The organism is Geotalea toluenoxydans JCM 15764 (assembly GCF_001311985.1).
Taxonomy (GTDB): Bacteria; Desulfobacterota; Desulfuromonadia; order Geobacterales; family Geobacteraceae; genus Geotalea; species Geotalea toluenoxydans.
This window is the reverse complement of sequence record NZ_BBCJ01000036.1, coordinates 1-16,882: the sequence shown is the minus strand read 5'-3', so window position 1 is coordinate 16,882 and position 16,882 is coordinate 1. Positions and strand designations below refer to the sequence as shown.

The following is a 16,882-nucleotide window of genomic DNA, read 5'->3' as shown; positions in this document are numbered from 1 at the left end:
CTCCTTGATAAAAGGCATGGACAACAAAAAACCGGAGGTTCCGCAGCAAGTGCAAGGAAACCTCCGGTTTTCCGGTTGGCGTTTTTAGTCTATAGATTTTGTAGTTTTGTATCCCATTTCCCGCACTCTGTCAAGAAGTTATTCCCCTTCAAAGCGTGAATTGAATCCCGGCATTAATATACCAGTCATTTTTTAACTGCAGGCCGTTCACGTACTGGTAAAGGGGAAGGCCTCCTTCCACCCCCACACTGAAAGGACCCTGGTTGTAACTCACGCCGACAAACCCATCCAATCGCCGCCCGCCATAGTTGTCAGCAACAGCATCCGGAGTCGGAGCCCCCATGGTAGTGTCAAGAAGCTTCTCGATCTCGCCATCCCGGCCTTTGATGCGCCCGGTATGGTTGAAGGCAAGGCGCAACCAGCCTGCCACCGGTCCCAGTGCCCGTTGCACCCAACTTGTGGCCTTGAAGGTGTCTCCCAGGCGATAACCATTATTATTTTCATTGGTGTGCCAGATATAGGAGACCTGCCCACCCCAGTTCCACAGCCCGTCATCGGTCAGTGCCGAGTAGGCCAGCACCGGTTCAAGATCGAAGCTGCCTGAACCCAGTTGCATGTCGTAAGGCGCCCGGAATTTCATGCCCATGGTCTCGAATTCCTGATCAATATCCCCGGTGGGGATGGTTAATCCCAGGCTGGCTGCGATCCCGCCTCCCACATTATAAATGCCGCGCAGTTCCGTGTCGCCGATACCGCTCGTCCTCATGGACATTACTTTCTGCCCCATTCCCATCCCCATATCCATGAGCATGTCCATGCGATTGTCCTGGTACGTTCCCATGCCCATCAACGTAAAGCGGTCATTAACTCCGTACATGACCATCAGCATGTGCATATCCATGGACATTTCGGTAGGGGTCATCATGTAGCCATAGGGTGAATTCATGGGAATAACCTGCTCGACGGCAACAGAGGATGATCCGGCACCAAGCCCTTTCTGGTTCGTATGCAGGTCTCTGTAGTTGACCATCCACGCTCCGGCAGAATGGGTATGGTAGATGTCCTCGCCGAAGGCCGGGTTGAAGAGTAACCGGGTACCATTGCCCCCATGGGCATGGTGAGACGTGTTTTCCAACAAGTCAGCCGCTTCTGTTCCACAACAACTCAACAGCATCACCAGGGTAATTATCAGAATTTTTTCTCTCATGTATCTCTCCTGTAAATCTGGGCGAACGGGTGCATTTCAGCCTGAGAGGCCGATAACGCAGAAAGGCCGCTCGCCCACGTCAATTGCATGTCCGTCATTTCCGCTTTCCGGGGGATTCCCCTGGCATGTGCAGATCGATGCACACAGCGGAAGATCCAGTTTTGACAATCAGGAAAGATGCAGGAGTTTTGGTGGCGGATCAGGAGGATTCAGGTAGCGTAAAGGCGGATGACCGCAAGGGTGAGAGGCAAGTTCCATAAGACAATGGAACACTGCATTTCGGACAAAATCAGAGGGAGGCTGCTCACATTTTTCCCATCCGAATATGAGCGCCTGTTTTTGTTTGCCACAGGGGGATGTACAGGACAGAACCGGTGTTACTGTCTTTTCGCGCTGATCGTGCCTGGTGCGGCAGTCGTTGTCCAGTGAAACCATCCGGCCTTTCTTCTGCCAACAGCAACAGGTATGATTGGCGCTTCGTTCAGTTTCACAGCCACAGACCCTGCAGTCGCCGGAGCATTCTCCTGCCAGGGCATGTGCAAGGGCTTGCGAATGCAGGGCAAAAGGAACAAGGGGGGTCATTACCATCAATCCATAGAGGATGACGAGGAGCAAAGCGGAGGCGTGGCGAAAGGAAGGGCGGCTCATGGCGCTCCTTCACCTGGTTCACTGGTATTTGCTTTCTTTGCTGCCATCACCATTTTTTTTGCCTTACCTTTGCTCCCCTACGGGAATTCCCAGGCCTTGAGGTTTCAGCCAGCCGCTACCAGTATCTGTCCAGACCAAAGTCCTTTTTTCCAGCAACTTCAACAGCAGGTCTGTGATCACCGCCAGGGCAGTTATGGTCGTTGCCCCGGCAAAAATTCGTTGTATATGGTAGTTTTCCTGGCTCTGCATCACCAGCCACCCCAACCCATTACTTGCACCCATCATTTCCGAAGCGATAAGCATCAGGAACGCATACCCGGCGGCCAGCCTCAAACCGGTAAAGAAGGAGGGAGCGAGGCAGGAAGCGCGACGTGCAAAAAAAGTTGCCACCGCCCGAGTCCCAGGGATCGTGCCGCCTTCATCAGCTGTGGATCCACATTCCGGATGCCGGCAATGGTGCTGAAGGTAATGGGCCAGATGCAGAGCCAGCAGATGGTGAAGATCTTCGCCACTTCCCCGATCCCAAGAAAGAAGATGATGATATGGGCCAGTATGACAGGGTTCGCCTGGGCAAAAAGCTCCATCAACGGCTCAAGAGCCTGCTGCAGGCGAGGAAACCATCCCCCGAGAACCAAGCCAAGCGGCAGTCCGATCAGGGTTGCAGCCAGCAGGCCACTGAACGCACGTTGCAGGCTGACCAGCGTGTGCGTCAACAGGTCCCCGTTTTCCAGCAATCCCCTTATGGTCACCAGCACACTGGACAGTGGCGGGACGAACTGGGGATCTATCACTTCCAGACGGGGCAGCAATTCCCAGGCAAAAAGCGCCAGGGCTGCGACAGTTATTCTCATTAAACATAGGCTACTTTGATGCCCTCTCTCAGAATCCACTGTGTCCATTGTGCCCCCCTGTCTCCGAGTGATGGGAATGTGGTCCGTCACTGACGGTAGCCGCCTCCCTGTTGATTTTCTGCACTTGAATTCCACCCAGGAGAGCGATCAGGACCAGAGCACCGGTAAAGGCAGCTACCAGACCCTTTCCGGGGCGCAAGGCTGCCGGGGGAGCGGCAGAACCGAACAGCATGAGGGTATCGGACTGCCAGGAAAAAAGGGCTCGTTCCAGGTAAAGGAGGAAGCGATTCAGGAGAAAACCCAGCACGACGATAAAGGTGGCTCCTGCATAGATGCGGGGAATCAGGTAATTCATGGCGGAATTGTGCACCAGCCAGCCGAGTCCGGCGCTGGCGCCCAGCATCTCCGCTGCCACCAGAATATAGAAGGTCAAACAGGCGCCGATCCTTATGCCGACAAAAATAGTGGGCAGCGCTCCGGGAACAATGACCTTCAGCATCATGTCCATGGTGGAAATACCCATGGAAGCTGCCGTCTTTATCTGGATCGCCTCCACATGCCTGCTGGCGGTAATGGTGTAAAAAAGAACCGGCCAGAGACAGACCCAGGCGACAACCGCAACCTTGGCCATCTCACCGATGCCGAAGAACAAAATAAAGACCGGCAGCAGGGTAAAGGGATTTACCTGGCTCAGGACCCGTAATAAAGGCTCGATAGCCTCTGCCGGATGCCGTTGATGTCGACCCAGCAGGAGGCCGAGAGGCAAACCCATAGCCAGGGCCAGCAGCAGTCCGGTGGTGGCGCGCCAGATGCTCACCAGCAGATGAACCTTTAACGTGCCGTCGTTGAACAACTTTCCTATCTCAATCAGGACCGTCGAAAAGGAGGGAAGGAACTCCGGATCAACCAGCCCAGCCGGGGCCCAATCTCCCAGAGCAGGAGAAACGTGATCACGCCCGATGAACGGATAAGAAATCGTTGTAAGTTTTCAGGAATGACCGGCATGGGATTACCTAATGAATCAGTAAATGCTTCAAGAATTAATGTGGCGTGCCATCTGTTTTTCTCCCTCCCCTTGATGGGGGAGGGTTGGGGAGTGAACACGCGACGATTGCCATCCCCCATAACGGGAGGGGGAATTAAAGTTTCAAAGCGATGCCGATGGCGAAATGATATCGGCCACCGGGCGGCTGTCGGCAGGGACTCTTATCTCGGGCTGATGGTTCTGCAACAGCTCCCAGATTTTGTGCCTGACCCACCCGAACTCGGCGGAAGAACGAATGTCGCTGTTGTGCCGCGGTCTGGGCAGTCGATCTTGACGATCTCCGCAGGGTGCCGGGATTGGCAGTCAAAACAGCCACCCGGTCGCCGAGAAAGGCCGCTTCTTCAATACTGTGGGTGACGAAGACGATAGTTTTTTTCGTCTCCTCCAGATGCGCAGGAGTTCATCCTGCAGGCTCTCACGGGTTTGGGCATCGACTGCGGCAAAGGGTTCGTCCATGAGCAGCACCTCGGGATCATAGGCCAGTGCCCTGGCGATGGCCACCCGCTGCTTCATGCCGCCAGACAGTTCGTGGGGATAGCGGTCGGCAAAGCCATCCAGGCCAACCAGGCTGATGAAATGGTCGCTGATCGCCTTGCGCTCAACTTTGGCAACCTTCTTGATCTCCAGGCCGAACTCAACGTTCTGGCGCACGGTCCGCCACGGGAACAGTGCATAACCCTGAAGAACGATGCCTCGATCCAGGGCCGGACCGCTAACCTGTTTGCCGTCGATGTAGACGCGCCGGAGGTGGGCTGGGCAAGCCCGGCGAGGATGTCCAAGAGGGTCGACTTACCGCAGCCGGAAGGCCCGACCAGCACCAGAAACTCACCTTTCTGCACTTCCAGATTGATGTCCTTGAGGGCGATAATTCCCTTGCCCCTTCTGTCCTGGTCCGTTTCAGGTAAAAGACCCGGTTGATGTCCCTGACGACGATCTTGGCATCTGGTGATTCCTGATAGAAAGTATCTGTAATTGTTCCCATAGTAAGCTCCTGGATTAAGTTTTTTAGTGGAATAACCACCAATGCTGCAGAACGCTGGATTTTGTGTCAGGGCAAGGCTGTCAAGGATTTCCGCGGAGGCGTAGCGGAAGCTACGTCGCACAAGGGAAGCCGTAGACTTACGCAGCCCTGGCGCAAAAGCCGGCGTTCTCCTATAAAGGCCCACCGTATTTGTATGCTACATCTTCCATCAACGCCAACCCGCCCCGATACCCGGCATAGGAACGATCGGCGATCAGCCGGTCATGGGCGGGAAAAGCAACGCTCACCTGCATGGCATTCAGTTCATCGGTTGCAATATGCTTTTCAAGTGAGCTGGCCAGGACAAGCTGCAGGGTATGTTCCCGCAAAAGCAGGCGGATCTTGTGGGGATCGATCTCGAAATGCACTTCTGGCTTGACAGCGCTCTCAAGCCCTTCTGTCAGGTGACGAATAATATCGGCCCGGAATTCTTCCGGAGGATCATCGGTTATAACGACCACTTTCGGAAGCCATCCCAGTTCATTGCTCCCGTACCTGGTGAGCCCGATGGCCGTACCGGTATCAGCGACAATGGCGGTACAGGCATGGGGAAGCGCCATCATGGCGATGTCGGCAATATTTTCGGCAAAACGGTAGGCCCGATGTTCCTCAGCGGCGATGACTTTTTCAACTCTGGTACGTCTAAGTTGCAACCGGCGAGCGAGAAAGCGGAGAAAGGTAGAGGTGTCTTTCGGCCCAACCGGCACCGACGGGATGACCACATGGGGAGTGCCGAATTTTTCTTCCAACTTCCGGGCTGTGCTCACACCTGACCAAGCGGAAAAGACCAGGTTCAGCTCTGCCGAAGGAATACTTTTCAACGCCTCAAGACCATCATTTTCAATGAAGATCATGTTTGCCTGCACACCTATCTGCCCAAGCAGATCCTTGATTACCTGCAGGTTCCCCTTCCAGAACACGTGCTGGTACGGGACTATACCCAGCAGATTGACGCGCTTTCTTACCACTGGCTGCGGCGCAAGCAACTGGTCTATCACCGCTTCCAAATACTGCTCGTATCCCATGTAAGAGTTGCCGGCAAAGCCGGAGGTATTCACGTGGATGACCTGCGCGGTACCACGGAATTCCCTGGCTGCGACTCCCGCATCGTCGCCGACAAGCGCCGGCACACAGCCGGAAATGACTGTATAGAGGTCGCCGCAGGCCAGGCCGGCTGTGGTCCGGACCAAATCACGCAGTTTTTCCTCGCCGGACAACGCATGTTCTTCGTCCACCATGCAGGAACAAGGGGTGCCGATCTTGCCGTTGGGACCGGCGCCATTGAGACCGCCGGCAAGATCCTGTCCTGATTTCCGGAACATGCCGCAGCCTGCCCCCGAATGCAGTATGGGCACGGCGCCAAAGGTGGCAAGAGTCGCCATATAGACCCCACCCGGTGCGCAGGAGAAGCGGGGTGCTTCAACATTCCAGGGGTAGGAAGGTTTATCTTTTGTTTTCAGTGGTGTAACGATACCCATCCTATACCCCTTCTTCTTCGTATGGTGCAGTGGATTGGACTGTTCTTCAAAGTGACTTTCGCCTCCCGGCTCCATTGTGGGCCGGACCGGATCAGGCATGGGAATGCTGCTTCCATCCCAGCAGAGCCTTTTCAATGATTGCAAAAATGCCGTTCAACGCCAGTCCCAACACGGAGATGGTGACGGTGGCGGCGAACAGTTGCGGAATCTGAAAGTTTATCTGGGCATTCCAGACCAGCCAGCCAAGACCGCGGCTGGCACCGATCATCTCGGCGGCAATCAGCATGAAGAATGCGGTACCAGAGCCCATTTTCAAGCCGAGGAAAATGCCGGGGGCCGCCGCCGGGAGAATGACCTTGAAAAACAGGGTAACGATCCCGGTCCCCATTGAACGGGCGGACTTGATCAGTAGTGGATCTATCTCCTTGACCCCGTTGATGGTATTGAACAGTATCGGCCAGATGCAGACCCAGAAGATCATCGCCCCTTTTGAAAGTTCGCCGATACCGAAGAGCATGATGAACAGAGGAAATAGAGAAAAAGGATTCAACTGGCCGAAGAAACGAAGTACGGGATTAATGAGGCGCTCCAATGTCCTGAAACTCCCCCCCAGCAAAAAACCCAAGGGAATGGCTACCAGCGACGCGGCAAGGAAGCCTGAAGCAGTACGGCTTAGACTTACGCCCACGTGTCCAAGCAATTGGCCGCTGTTGAATATCTCCCAGAGAGTCTTCAGCACCACCGACGGTGGAGCGATGAAGGTCTCCAGCAACCCGCCGGCGCGGGGCACAAGCTCCCAGGCGACAAAGAAGATAAGAACTGAACTGCGGTTGAACCAGTTGGACCAGGACCACAGAGAATGTTTTCCCGTATTTTCGCTCATGATGATGATCTCCTTTCAGGCTTTCCAGACTAAGACCTCATGCTTCCTTCCAACGGACCACTCGTAACTCCAGCCAACGAATCCCATAATCGAGCGCCATTCCCAGGAGGGCAATGAGTACCGCTCCCAGATAGAGGCGGGGCATGATGAAGTTGACATTGGAGTTGTGGATCAGCCAGCCCAGGCCGGTGCTGGCTCCGATCATTTCAGCAGCTATCAGCATGAGGAAGGCGACCGTAGCCCCCAGCCGAATTCCGGTAAAAATGTAAGGGAGGGCTCCCGGCAGCAGCACCTTGAAGAAGAGGAGCAGCCGCCCGCTTCCCATGGAGCGGGCCAGCTTGACGAAAAGAGGGTCCACTCCCCTGACCCCCGCAATGGTAGTAAACAGTATCGGCCAGAGGCAGGACCAGAAGATGATGCTGAATTTGGCCAGCTCGCCAATGCCGAAGAACAGGACAAACAGCGGAAAGAGGGAAAATGCATTGATCTCGCCCAGCAGTCTGAGCAGTGGCCCGAGAAAGCGAGTTAGCCGCGGGAACCATCCGGCGAGGATAAAACCCAGCGGGATGGCGACAATCAGGGCAAAGAACAGACCCTGCAAGGTCCGCTGCAGACTGATGGCAATATGAACCAGCAGTTCTCCCGAAGAAGCCAGCTTGGCGCCTTCTGCAATTATGGCCGTGGGCGCAGGAATGAACTTGGAATCAACCCATTTCAGGCGCGGTGCAAGCTCCCACAAAACCAGCAGGGCAACCCCGGCATAGTAATCCAGCAACCGGTTGTTGAGAACAGCCAGCCAGGAAAGAATACCGGTTACCTTTTGTCCATTTGCCTCATCAATTGCACGTTGCGATACCTTTTCAACCCACCCGATCTCCTTTTTCGAGGAAAAAGATAATTGCCGGTTTTTTCAGTTTGCGTATCACTCATACATGGTCCCCCTTTCGCTGCCCAAGTTTCACCGATGCCGCTTGCCCATGACCTGAATCTCGAAAAAGCGGTGTGGAAAGGTAGCGCTCGCCGGTGCCGAGCAAGTTGCCGCCATGATTCCCCTTCCCTGCTGCCGAAAAAAAAAGAGGCCAAGGAAAAAATCCCCGCCTCCGGTTTATCCAGTGGGCTCCTGAAGAACTAAACTTTTTAGTCTATCTTTTAAATAGATTGATAACGAAAAAATGACTTGCTGTCAAGCATTTTATATTTAGTCGATAGTTTTTGTATATTTTTGCTTGACGGTAACAGCCCCCCCTGATAAATTGGCGACAATCATGCTGACTGCCCAGACAACTGGAGGTCGGAAAAATCTTTAAAGGGATTTTCCGGCCTCTTTCTTTTTTTCAAATTCAATAGACACAGGGATAACTGAGCATGTGGCGCCACTAACCCAGTGGCTAAAAAATCAAAGAGAGAGGTTATTTTATGAGCGACCAGATCAACTACCAGGCGGAAACCCTGGCCTTGCATGCAGGGCAAAAACCTGACTCCGCAACCAACGCACGGGCAGTACCCATCTACCAGACCACTTCATTTGTTTTCAATGATTCCGATCATGCGGCACGGTTGTTCGGATTGCAGGAATTCGGCAACATTTACACCCGGATAATGAACCCGACCAGCGATGTTTTCGAGCAGAGAGTAGCAGCACTGGAAGGTGGCGTCGCCGCATTGGCAGTGGCATCCGGTCAATCGGCCATAACTCTGGCCATTTTGACTCTGGCCCACGCCGGTGATGAGATCGTATCAGCCACCAGCCTCTACGGCGGCACCTATAATCTGTTTCACTACACACTTCCGCAGATGGGCATTACGGTCAGATTCGTGGATCCTGCAGACCCGGAGAATTTCCGCAAGGCAATCACTCCTAAAACAAGACTGATATATGGCGAAACTGTCGGCAACCCCAAGCTCGACACCCTTGATATCGAAAAGGTAGCGGCAATCGCCCATGAAAACGGCCTCCCGTTGATCATCGACAACACGATGCCCTCACCCTATCTGGTACAGCCACTGAAACACGGCGCCGATATCGTTGTCCATTCAGCCACCAAGTTTATCGGCGGCCATGGCACATCCATTGGCGGTGTCATTGTGGATGGCGGCAGCTTCAACTGGGGCAACGGAAAATTCCCTGAGCTTTCGGAACCGGACCCATCCTACCACGGGATTAATTTCTGGCAGGCCCTCGGCAACATTGCCTTTATTATCAAGGTGCGGGTACACCTACTGCGCGACGTGGGGCCGGCTGTTTCCCCGTTTAATTCATTCCTTTTCCTGCTGGGTCTTGAGACCCTGCATCTGAGAATGGAACGTCACAGCACAAACGCCCTGGCTGTAGCCCAATTCCTTAAAAATCACCAAGGTAGCCTGGGTGAACTATCCCGGCCTTCCCGACAATCAGTCATACAAAATTGCCAGTAAGTATCATACACGCGGGTTGTTCGGAGCCATGGTAGGGTTCGGCATCAAAGGGGGAAGCATCGAGGACGGCAAGAAGTTTATTGACGCGCTGAAGTTGCACTCACTGCTGGCCAATATCGGCGATGCCAAATCCCTGGTCATCCATCCGGCATCAACCACCCACCAGCAGCTGTCACCGGAAGAACAACTCTCCGCCGGTGTAACCCCGGACTTCATACGCCTTTCTGTCGGCATAGAAAACGTAAACGACCTGATAGCCGATCTGGATCAGGCCCTGGCAGCTGTCTGAATGCAGCTGTTTATTCCATTCGACCAGAGATGCAACCGGGAACACCCCGGTTGCATTCTCAATCTATAACGACACCTGTCAGATATTCCACCCGGGCCTTCAAACCATGGGCCTCTCCAAGCAGGGCCTGGTATTCACTCCGCATCTCGCAAAGGTATAGAAGCCCTTCTATCAGCGAGGAGAAATCTTGCTTTCCATTTTTGTAAAGTTCGAGTCTTATGGAATGAGCCAGTTCAGCCTTTGGAATAATTGATGTACGATAGCGTCGAGCCTGCTGGTAAAGGCTTTCCAAAGAAATTCTGACCACAGTGATGAATGCATCGGCTTCCACATCCAGGGAATCACTCCCATGCAAGCCTTCACCTGTGGGCTGAGTTTCCTGCCGTATCAATTGCTGAAACAATTCCAGGAAACGACGGGACCTGTACGATTCCATCATGGTCCTGCTGTCGAAATCCGGCCGATACTCCTGCAGTGGTTGAAGGATGGGCACCGAGTTCTCCGTAGGGGCGCCGGTCAGAACATTCATGCGAATGCTGTAAATTTTCTCCCGTTTCTCCAGGAATTGCAGATTGCCCACCAGTTTTTCCCATTCCAGCTGTGCCTGCAGAGCCTGGCCCTGGTCCAGTTTTCCCTCGCCATAGAGACCGGTGGAGGTAAGCACCATGCGCCGCAGCAACTCCAGGCTCTGTTTAATCACTTCGATCCGGGCTCTGACCGAGGACAACTCGGCAAAAGTCATGCGGATCTCGGCCCGAAGCTGACCATAAGCTTCTTCTTTAAAATCGTCGGCATCAGGGTCGGTATCGCCCGGAAAGGATACCGCCTCATGCACGCCGTTAAACTCAGCGATCCGGTCAGGTTCCAGCCTTTTGCAATCCTGATCCGTTCGCCGACCCCATGGACGGTCGGTTTGTCGGCAACAGCCAGCGCAAACAGGTAACCCGTATCCCGCGGCAGCTCCTCGGAGAATCCCGTAACCGGCTGCAGCAGGAAAGGGAGCACCAAGGCCGGGAGAACATACCAAATTGCCTTCGACCGGCTATCGGCCCGCCTGGAGACTGGGTATTCGACTGTATTTTTCATCTGTTTTCCTTTTGCCCATTAATAGCAGCGTCCGAATGTGCATCAAAACAGCGAAAGACTCTCCGCGTTCCGATGGAATTCAGCGCTCACTCCTTCCCATAGAGATCCTGCTCAGCTTGCCACGACGGACAGTCTTCGGCATGGCGCTGGTGAATGATCCGCCCGATGAACGAATCGGGCTTTTTCCGCGCATGCCTGCAGAGTGGGCAATGGTGGCAGACAACGGCTTTGAATCGTTTTCCGTCAATGATCTTCATGGCCCTCTCCTCCCCTTTCCGTGGTCAGCTGCTCGTCCCGGCCCTTGAGAATATCAAGCAAAATTTCCCCAGCTCCCTGCACGAACCGTTCACAGTAGGCATGGTGTTCAGGCGCTCCCCATTCCTGCTCACGGGTGAGCCATCGGCAGCATACCTGGCCGAATCTCTTGCGGAAGGTATCGTGCAGCTCGGCCGCCTGGGAGAAAAGAAGATCCACGGACTCATCTGCCGTGGTCCGGCCCCGCACCGCTCCAAGCACCACCAGCGCGCCGGTAAGGGAGCCGCAACTGCATTTCGCCCCGCCGAAACCGGCGCCGAACACCGTGGCAATGCGCACGGCCGCCCCATCGAGGCCGAGCTGGAGGTCCTCATTGAATGCCTGCACTATCGCCTCCGAGCAAAACAGGCCGTTGCGAAACAGTTCCAGGGAATGTGTAACCGGGTCGTTCATAAATATCTCCTTTAATATTATGACCTCTGTTTTAAAGACAAACGGGTCAGTATCTTACCGCAAGAAAATTTTTTCAAAAATTACTTGCATATTGCAATAATTACACTTAATCTTATCTTACTTTCTGGAGGAAGCATGGAGTCACTCAGAGAAAACCTACAGTTGTTTACGCGCCGCTTCGGCCTTTTGAACGCCTCCTGCTGTGAAAGCTGCTGCGGCGAACAGGTGTCGCTGGTACAGAGCCATATTCTCTTCGAGATCCGCAGGTGGGCAACCCCGCCATGGTGCAGGTGGCCGATGAGCTGGGCGTCGACCTCACCACCTTCAGCCGGCAGATCAGAACACTGGAAGGGAGAAAGCTTCTCATAAGACAGGTCTCCCCTGAAGACCGGCGGGTGAACCTCCTTCGACTGACGTCCGAAGGTGAACGGGTCTTGGACCAGATCGACCGGTACATGGCCGGCAAAATAGAGCAGATATTTTCGTTCATGTCCCCCTTCGAGCGGGAAAGCGTCATCCGGTCCCTTGCCCTACTGAACGAGGCGGTGGCGAAAGCAGGCAGTTGCTGTACCATAACCGCAGAAAAAGAAGTTGCATGTTGCAAGTAAAACTAAGGAGCACTACATGAGCGAACAGTTAAAGACGTATGGGGAAATAAATGCCCCTTCGGCTGGATGCGGAACCCCGGCCGGTGAAACGGCCAAGCCCCCCTGCTGAGGTCCTCGTCCCCCCGCCGGCGGCGGGATTATTGACGAGGCGGTTCCCGGATTCACCGGCTGGCTTGAGACCCAGGCCGGGAAGGTGGCGCAGGTTTCATCCCATCTTGGTTTCCATGACCTGATCGGCAGGTGGAAGGCCCGCTGGGGAATCGGCAGGATGTCCTACCTGGTCCCGCCAGGGCTGTACGCCATCGGCCGGCCCACCGGCTCGGATCAGGTGGTGGTGACCGCCAACTACAAGATGAGCTTCGACATCGTCCGCCACCAATTGGCCGGGCGCAATGTCTGGCTTCTGGTGCTGGAAACCCACGGCATCAATGTCTGGTGCGCGGCGGGAAAAGGCACTTTCGGCACCGAAGAGCTGGTGCACCGCCTGGAGATGACCGGGCTGGCACGTATCGTGACCCATCGCCGGCTGCTGCTGCCGATCCTGGGAGCCCCAGGGGTTGCGGCACACCAGGTGGCCCAGCGAACCGGTTTTTCCATTGTCTATGCAACCATCAGGGCCTCGGACCTGCCGCGATTCCTGGATAACGGCCAGGTGACGACCCCCGACATGGGCGAGCTGACCTTCTCCACTTACGAGAGGCTGGTGCTGGTACCTGTGGAAGTAATGCACTCCCTGGCGCCGACCGCGTCATCATCCTCTGCCTGTTTCTCTGCGGCACCCTTTTCGGCGGCGCCACCAGCGGTTTACAGGCAGCAATCGCCTACCTTGGGGCAACACTGGCCGGCCTAGTGGCCGCACCGCTTCTGCTCCCCTGGCTTCCGGGAAAAAGCTTTTCCATCAAGGGAACCGTAACGGGTGTGCTGTGGTGCATCCTGTGGTACTTTGCCGGAAAAGGTGCCACCTGGAGCCTGCCGGCAACTATCGGTGCCTTCCTGGCGCTTCCCGCCGTTTCCGCCTTCTACGCCCTCAATTTCACCGGCTGCTCCACCTATACCTCCCGCACCGGAGTGAAACGGGAGATGGGCCGCGCCCTGCCGCTCATGGAGGAGCCGTTGCCCTGGGTGTCCTGCTGTTTGTGGCAGGTAGATTTGTTTAACCCTATTATCAACAGGTTGTTGTAAAGGAGAAGACCATGAAAGGTTTCAGATACCTGCAAAATGCCACCACCCTGGAGCTGAACGAATCCGCCTGCATCGGCTGCGGCAGATGCCTGGAGGTCTGTCCCCATCAGGTCTTCACCCTTGCGGACAAAAGGGCGCGCCTTGCCGACCGGGATGCCTGCATGGAATGCGGAGCCTGCCAAAGGAACTGCCCGACCGCTGCCATCCGGGTCGATGCCGGGGTAGGCTGCGCCAGCGGGATCATCAACGAATGGCTCAAGGACCACAATATCCGTCTCGGCGGCAGCGGCTGTTGCTAGTGTCCCGTGCGGGTTAGTTCACACTAACGACCACCATCACCCATACCTCAAGGAGGAATCATGCTTTCCGAACAACACCAGAAAAAATACGCCGATTTTTATTACTCGGCCCGCAACAACGACATCCTCGATCCGAAGACCACGCTTCTCATCCACCTGGGAACGGCAATGGCCCTTGGCTGCTCCCCCTGAATCGAGTACTACCTTGGCGTGACCAAGGAACAGGGAATCACCGACCAGGAAATCGGCGCCGTTCAGGCGGTGGTCATGGCCGTATCGGCGGCCGGATCAATGCACAATTGCGGGAGGCGGAAAAGCGCTCGCGCAAGGAGGGAAAAGCATCCTGCTCCTGCTGAAGACGTTCCTGCACTGGGAAGTTATGGCGGGCAGCGCCGGGACCGAGCCGCCCGCCACAACCTCCACCTGATCTATTTCACCGGTTTCGAAAGGTAGTTGACTTGCCGTTGCTTCAGCATCACTCACCTTTGCACCAGTTCTTCTCATGTCGACGATAACGCCATGCCACTGCCGCCGCGTTTTTTTCATGGCAATGACCGTTTTCACCTCGTGACAAGAGGTGCATCTCGACTCCAACAGCGTCTTGCCGTTCAGTGCTCCCTGCGCCTCCATGGCCGCTGCCATGCAAGCGCCATGGCCACTGCAACTACCACCTTACCGTTGATAACTATCCCCCCTTTCATGACAGCACAAACCCTCAGATGCCCTCCGCCTTTCCCACCCTGGCGCTTTCCTCCAGCTGCGCCAGCTCCCTCTCCCGCAGCCAGGCAAAGATCACCGGCGTAACGATGAGAACATGAAGCAACGAGGAGACCATCCCCCCCAGGACCGGCGTTGCCAGAGGCTTCATCACCTCGGCCCCGGTGCGGCTGCTCCAGAAGATGGGTACCAGGCCGACGACGATGGTGGTGACGGTCATCAACTTGGGCCGCAGCCGCAAAAGCGCCCCCGCCAGGACCGCTTCGTGCAGGTTATCCCTGGTCAGCCGGCCATCCCGCTGCTTCACCCGTTCCACCGCCTCCTCCAGGTAGATGACCATGACAACCCCCGTCTGCACGGCCGTGCCGAAGAGGGCGATGAATCCGACCCAGACGGCAACGGAAAAGTTGTAGCCGGTGCAATAGAGGAGATAGACGCCGCCGGTCAGGGCGAAGGGAACGGTCAGAAGCACATGGAGCGCTTCTTTCATCGACCGGTAGACCATGACCAGCAGCACGAAAATGATGAGGAGCACCAGGGGCACCACCAGTTGCAGGGTGCGCTTTGCCCGGAGCTGGTTCTCGTACTGCCCGGACCATTCCATGGAATATCCCGGCGGAAGCTTGAGGTTCCCGGCCAGGACATCCTTCGCCTCGTCCACGAAGCTCCCCATGTCGCGGCCGCGGACGTTGAGAAAAACCACCGACCGCAGGAAGCTGTTTTCCGTATTGATCATGGATGGAGCCGGGGCATAGGAGATCCTGGTCACCTGCCCCAGCTGCACCTGTCCCCCCACCGGGCCGTCGGCCATCACTCCCATGGAAGGCGCCGTTCCCTGGGGATACGGGGTGGTCATGGCTGCCGGGGACATGGCGTCACCCGGTTCTCCCGGCTGATATGCAGCGGTGGCCAGCGGGACTGCACCCTGCCGCGAAGCTGAGGCTGCCCGGGGAATCTGCAGCCGCCGGATGGATTCCAGTTCCTGGCGGTGGTCACGCATGAATCTGACCCGCACCGGGTAGCGCTCGCGCCCCTCGATGGTATTGGTAACGACCATCCCTCCCAGTGCCGTCTCGATGGTCTCGTTGACCGTTGCCGGGTTTAATCCATGCCGCGCCGCCGCTTCCCGGTCCACCTCTATTTCCAGGTAATCCCCGGCCTGGGTCCGCTCCGCGGCCACATCCGCAGCGCCGGGAATCTTTTTGATCAGTTCCGCCGCCTGCAGGGAGAGTCGCGCCAGGGTTTCCTGGTCGCTGCCGAAGATCTTCAGCCCCAGATCGGTACGGACGCCGGTGGAAAGCATGTTGATCCGGTTGATGATCGGCATGGTCCAGCCATTGGCCACCCCGGGAATCTGCAGCTTTTCGTTCAGCTCCCCCACCAGCTTTTCCGTCGTCATCCCCGGACGCCACCTATCACGCGATTTCAGGAGGATGATCGTCTCGAACATGGAGAGGGGTGAAGGATCGGTGGCCGTATCCGCCCGCCCCACCTTCCCCAGGACGTACTCCACTTCCGGCGTCCCCTTGATTATCCGGTCCTGGGCCATTGCCAGCCGCTTGGCCTCGCCGATGGAGATATTGGGCTGGGTCACCGGCATGAACAGGAGGCTCCCCTCGTCCAAGGGGGGCATGAACTCTGTGCCGATGCGGGAGGCAAGAAACAGGGCAAAGACGAACAGTAGAGCGGCGCTGCCGAGGGTCATTTTGCGGTGGGAAAGCGCCCACGTCAGCACCGGCTTGTAGCCTTTCACCAGTGCCTTCATCAACCGGTTCTCGTCCTCACGGTGCAGCCTCCCCCTGACCAGCAGCGAGCAGAGCACCGGCACGAGGGTAACCGCCAGAATGGACGAGCCGACCATGGCAAAGGTCTTGGTGGACGCCAGGGGATGGAACATCTTTCCTTCCATCCCGGTCAGGGCGAAGACCGGGACGAAGGCGAGGATGATGATCGCCATGGCGAAGAAAATGGGGCGGCCCACCTGGTGGGCGGCCTTCTCGGTGATGGAAAGGATATGCTTCTCGTACCCCGGCCCCCACTGGCCGGCATGGCGGATGACGTTCTCGTTCATGACGATCCCGGCATCCACCAGTACGCCGATGGCGATGGCAATCCCCCCGAGGCTCATGATGTTGGAGTTGATCCCCGTATAGTACATGCCGATGAACGAGGCGAGCACCGCCAGGGGAAGCGGCGCCGTAACGATCAGGATGGAGCGGAAATGCCAGAGGAAAAGGATATGTACCAGGGTGACCAGCAGGATTTCCTCGATCAGGGCATGCTTGAGGGTATCCATGGCCCGGTCGATGAGGCTGCTCCTGTCGTAAGCGGTGACAACGGATACCCCTTCGGGCAGCCCCTTTTTCAGGTCTTCCAGCTTGGCCTTGACCCGGCCGATCACCGCCTTGGCATTTTCACCGGAGCGCATGACCACAATCCGCCGAC

15 protein-coding genes and 3 pseudogenes are annotated in these 16,882 nt (G+C 56.1%); 5 read left to right on the top strand and 13 right to left on the bottom strand.

All coding sequences use genetic code 11. The features are described from left to right. Positions 1-148: 148 nt before the first annotated feature. The 7 genes and pseudogenes from JCM15764_RS18495 to JCM15764_RS18460 form a co-directional block, all read right to left on the bottom strand. Positions 149-1,207 (bottom strand): transporter, encoded by a 1,059-nt coding sequence (locus tag JCM15764_RS18495; protein ID WP_054698325.1) that lies wholly within the window; start codon positions 1,205-1,207, stop codon positions 149-151. Between the two features lie 711 nt (positions 1,208-1,918). Continuing rightward, positions 1,919-2,706 (bottom strand): annotated as a pseudogene (locus tag JCM15764_RS18485) (ABC transporter permease). A gap of 28 nt (positions 2,707-2,734) precedes the next feature. Continuing rightward, positions 2,735-3,559, bottom strand: coding sequence for an ABC transporter permease (locus JCM15764_RS18480; protein ID WP_054698321.1), 825 nt, complete (start codon positions 3,557-3,559; stop codon positions 2,735-2,737). 495 nt (positions 3,560-4,054) lie between these two features. Next, positions 4,055-4,402, bottom strand: a complete 348-nt coding sequence (locus JCM15764_RS30275; protein ID WP_279384550.1) for an ATP-binding cassette domain-containing protein — start codon at positions 4,400-4,402, stop codon at positions 4,055-4,057. Between the two features lie 501 nt (positions 4,403-4,903). Continuing rightward, complete coding sequence (locus tag JCM15764_RS18470) at positions 4,904-6,349, bottom strand: nitrogenase component 1 (protein ID WP_243689400.1); 1,446 nt, start codon at positions 6,347-6,349, stop codon at positions 4,904-4,906. Further along, a complete protein-coding gene (locus JCM15764_RS18465; protein ID WP_054698319.1) occupies positions 6,342-7,133 on the bottom strand; it encodes an ABC transporter permease in 792 nt (263 codons plus the stop codon). The genes JCM15764_RS18470 and JCM15764_RS18465 overlap by 8 nt, the downstream gene beginning before the upstream one ends. A 37-nt stretch (positions 7,134-7,170) precedes the next feature. After that, a complete protein-coding gene (locus tag JCM15764_RS18460; protein WP_243689399.1) occupies positions 7,171-7,908 on the bottom strand; it encodes an ABC transporter permease in 738 nt (245 codons plus the stop codon). Between the two features lie 641 nt (positions 7,909-8,549). Here JCM15764_RS18460 and JCM15764_RS18450 point away from each other — a divergent pair. Further along, positions 8,550-9,837: pseudogene (locus JCM15764_RS18450) on the top strand (homocysteine synthase). Positions 9,838-9,895: 58 nt separating this feature from the next. Here the strand turns inward: JCM15764_RS18450 and JCM15764_RS18445 are convergent. The 4 genes from JCM15764_RS18445 to JCM15764_RS18435 all read right to left on the bottom strand — a co-directional run bounded on the left by JCM15764_RS18445 (position 9,896) and on the right by JCM15764_RS18435 (position 11,631). Next, the gene (locus JCM15764_RS18445; RefSeq protein ID WP_054698313.1) at positions 9,896-10,579 is read right to left on the bottom strand and encodes a hypothetical protein; all 684 of its coding nucleotides are present in this window, start codon (positions 10,577-10,579) and stop codon (positions 9,896-9,898) included. Beyond that, positions 10,576-10,923, bottom strand: a complete 348-nt coding sequence (locus JCM15764_RS18440) for a hypothetical protein (RefSeq protein WP_054698311.1) — start codon at positions 10,921-10,923, stop codon at positions 10,576-10,578. The genes JCM15764_RS18445 and JCM15764_RS18440 overlap by 4 nt, the downstream gene beginning before the upstream one ends. 86 nt (positions 10,924-11,009) lie before the next feature. Next, positions 11,010-11,180: a hypothetical protein gene (locus JCM15764_RS25110; RefSeq protein ID WP_243689398.1), complete on the bottom strand. Its 171-nt coding sequence runs from the start codon at positions 11,178-11,180 to the stop codon at positions 11,010-11,012. Next, positions 11,167-11,631 carry a C-GCAxxG-C-C family (seleno)protein gene (locus tag JCM15764_RS18435; protein WP_054698309.1) on the bottom strand — a complete coding sequence of 155 codons (465 nt, stop codon included), beginning with the start codon at positions 11,629-11,631 and terminating at the stop codon, positions 11,167-11,169. Before JCM15764_RS18435 ends, JCM15764_RS25110 begins: the two co-directional genes overlap by 14 nt. A 266-nt stretch (positions 11,632-11,897) precedes the next feature. Here JCM15764_RS18435 and JCM15764_RS18430 point away from each other — a divergent pair, with 266 nt between their 5' ends. The 4 genes and pseudogenes from JCM15764_RS18430 (at position 11,898) to JCM15764_RS25100 (ending at position 13,912) form a co-directional block, all read left to right on the top strand. Further along, on the top strand, positions 11,898-12,239 hold the full coding sequence (locus JCM15764_RS18430; protein ID WP_243689397.1) for a MarR family winged helix-turn-helix transcriptional regulator: 342 nt from the start codon (positions 11,898-11,900) through the stop codon (positions 12,237-12,239). A gap of 16 nt (positions 12,240-12,255) precedes the next feature. Next, positions 12,256-13,396, top strand: a pseudogene (hgcA, locus tag JCM15764_RS27255) (mercury methylation corrinoid protein HgcA). A 36-nt stretch (positions 13,397-13,432) separates the two neighbouring features. Beyond that, positions 13,433-13,720, top strand: coding sequence for a mercury methylation ferredoxin HgcB (gene hgcB, locus JCM15764_RS18420; RefSeq protein ID WP_054698307.1), 288 nt, complete (start codon positions 13,433-13,435; stop codon positions 13,718-13,720). A gap of 60 nt (positions 13,721-13,780) precedes the next feature. Further along, positions 13,781-13,912, top strand: a complete 132-nt coding sequence (locus JCM15764_RS25100) for a carboxymuconolactone decarboxylase family protein (protein ID WP_012647563.1) — start codon at positions 13,781-13,783, stop codon at positions 13,910-13,912. A gap of 96 nt (positions 13,913-14,008) precedes the next feature. Here the strand turns inward: JCM15764_RS25100 and JCM15764_RS25095 are convergent, their stop codons facing one another. Together JCM15764_RS25095 and JCM15764_RS18410 are read right to left on the bottom strand one after the other, a co-directional pair. After that, positions 14,009-14,362: a hypothetical protein gene (locus JCM15764_RS25095; protein WP_243689394.1), complete on the bottom strand. Its 354-nt coding sequence runs from the start codon at positions 14,360-14,362 to the stop codon at positions 14,009-14,011. 73 nt (positions 14,363-14,435) lie between these two features. Beyond that, positions 14,436-16,882 (bottom strand): efflux RND transporter permease subunit (locus JCM15764_RS18410; RefSeq protein ID WP_054698304.1); only part of this gene is annotated, 2,447 nt, incomplete at its 5' end.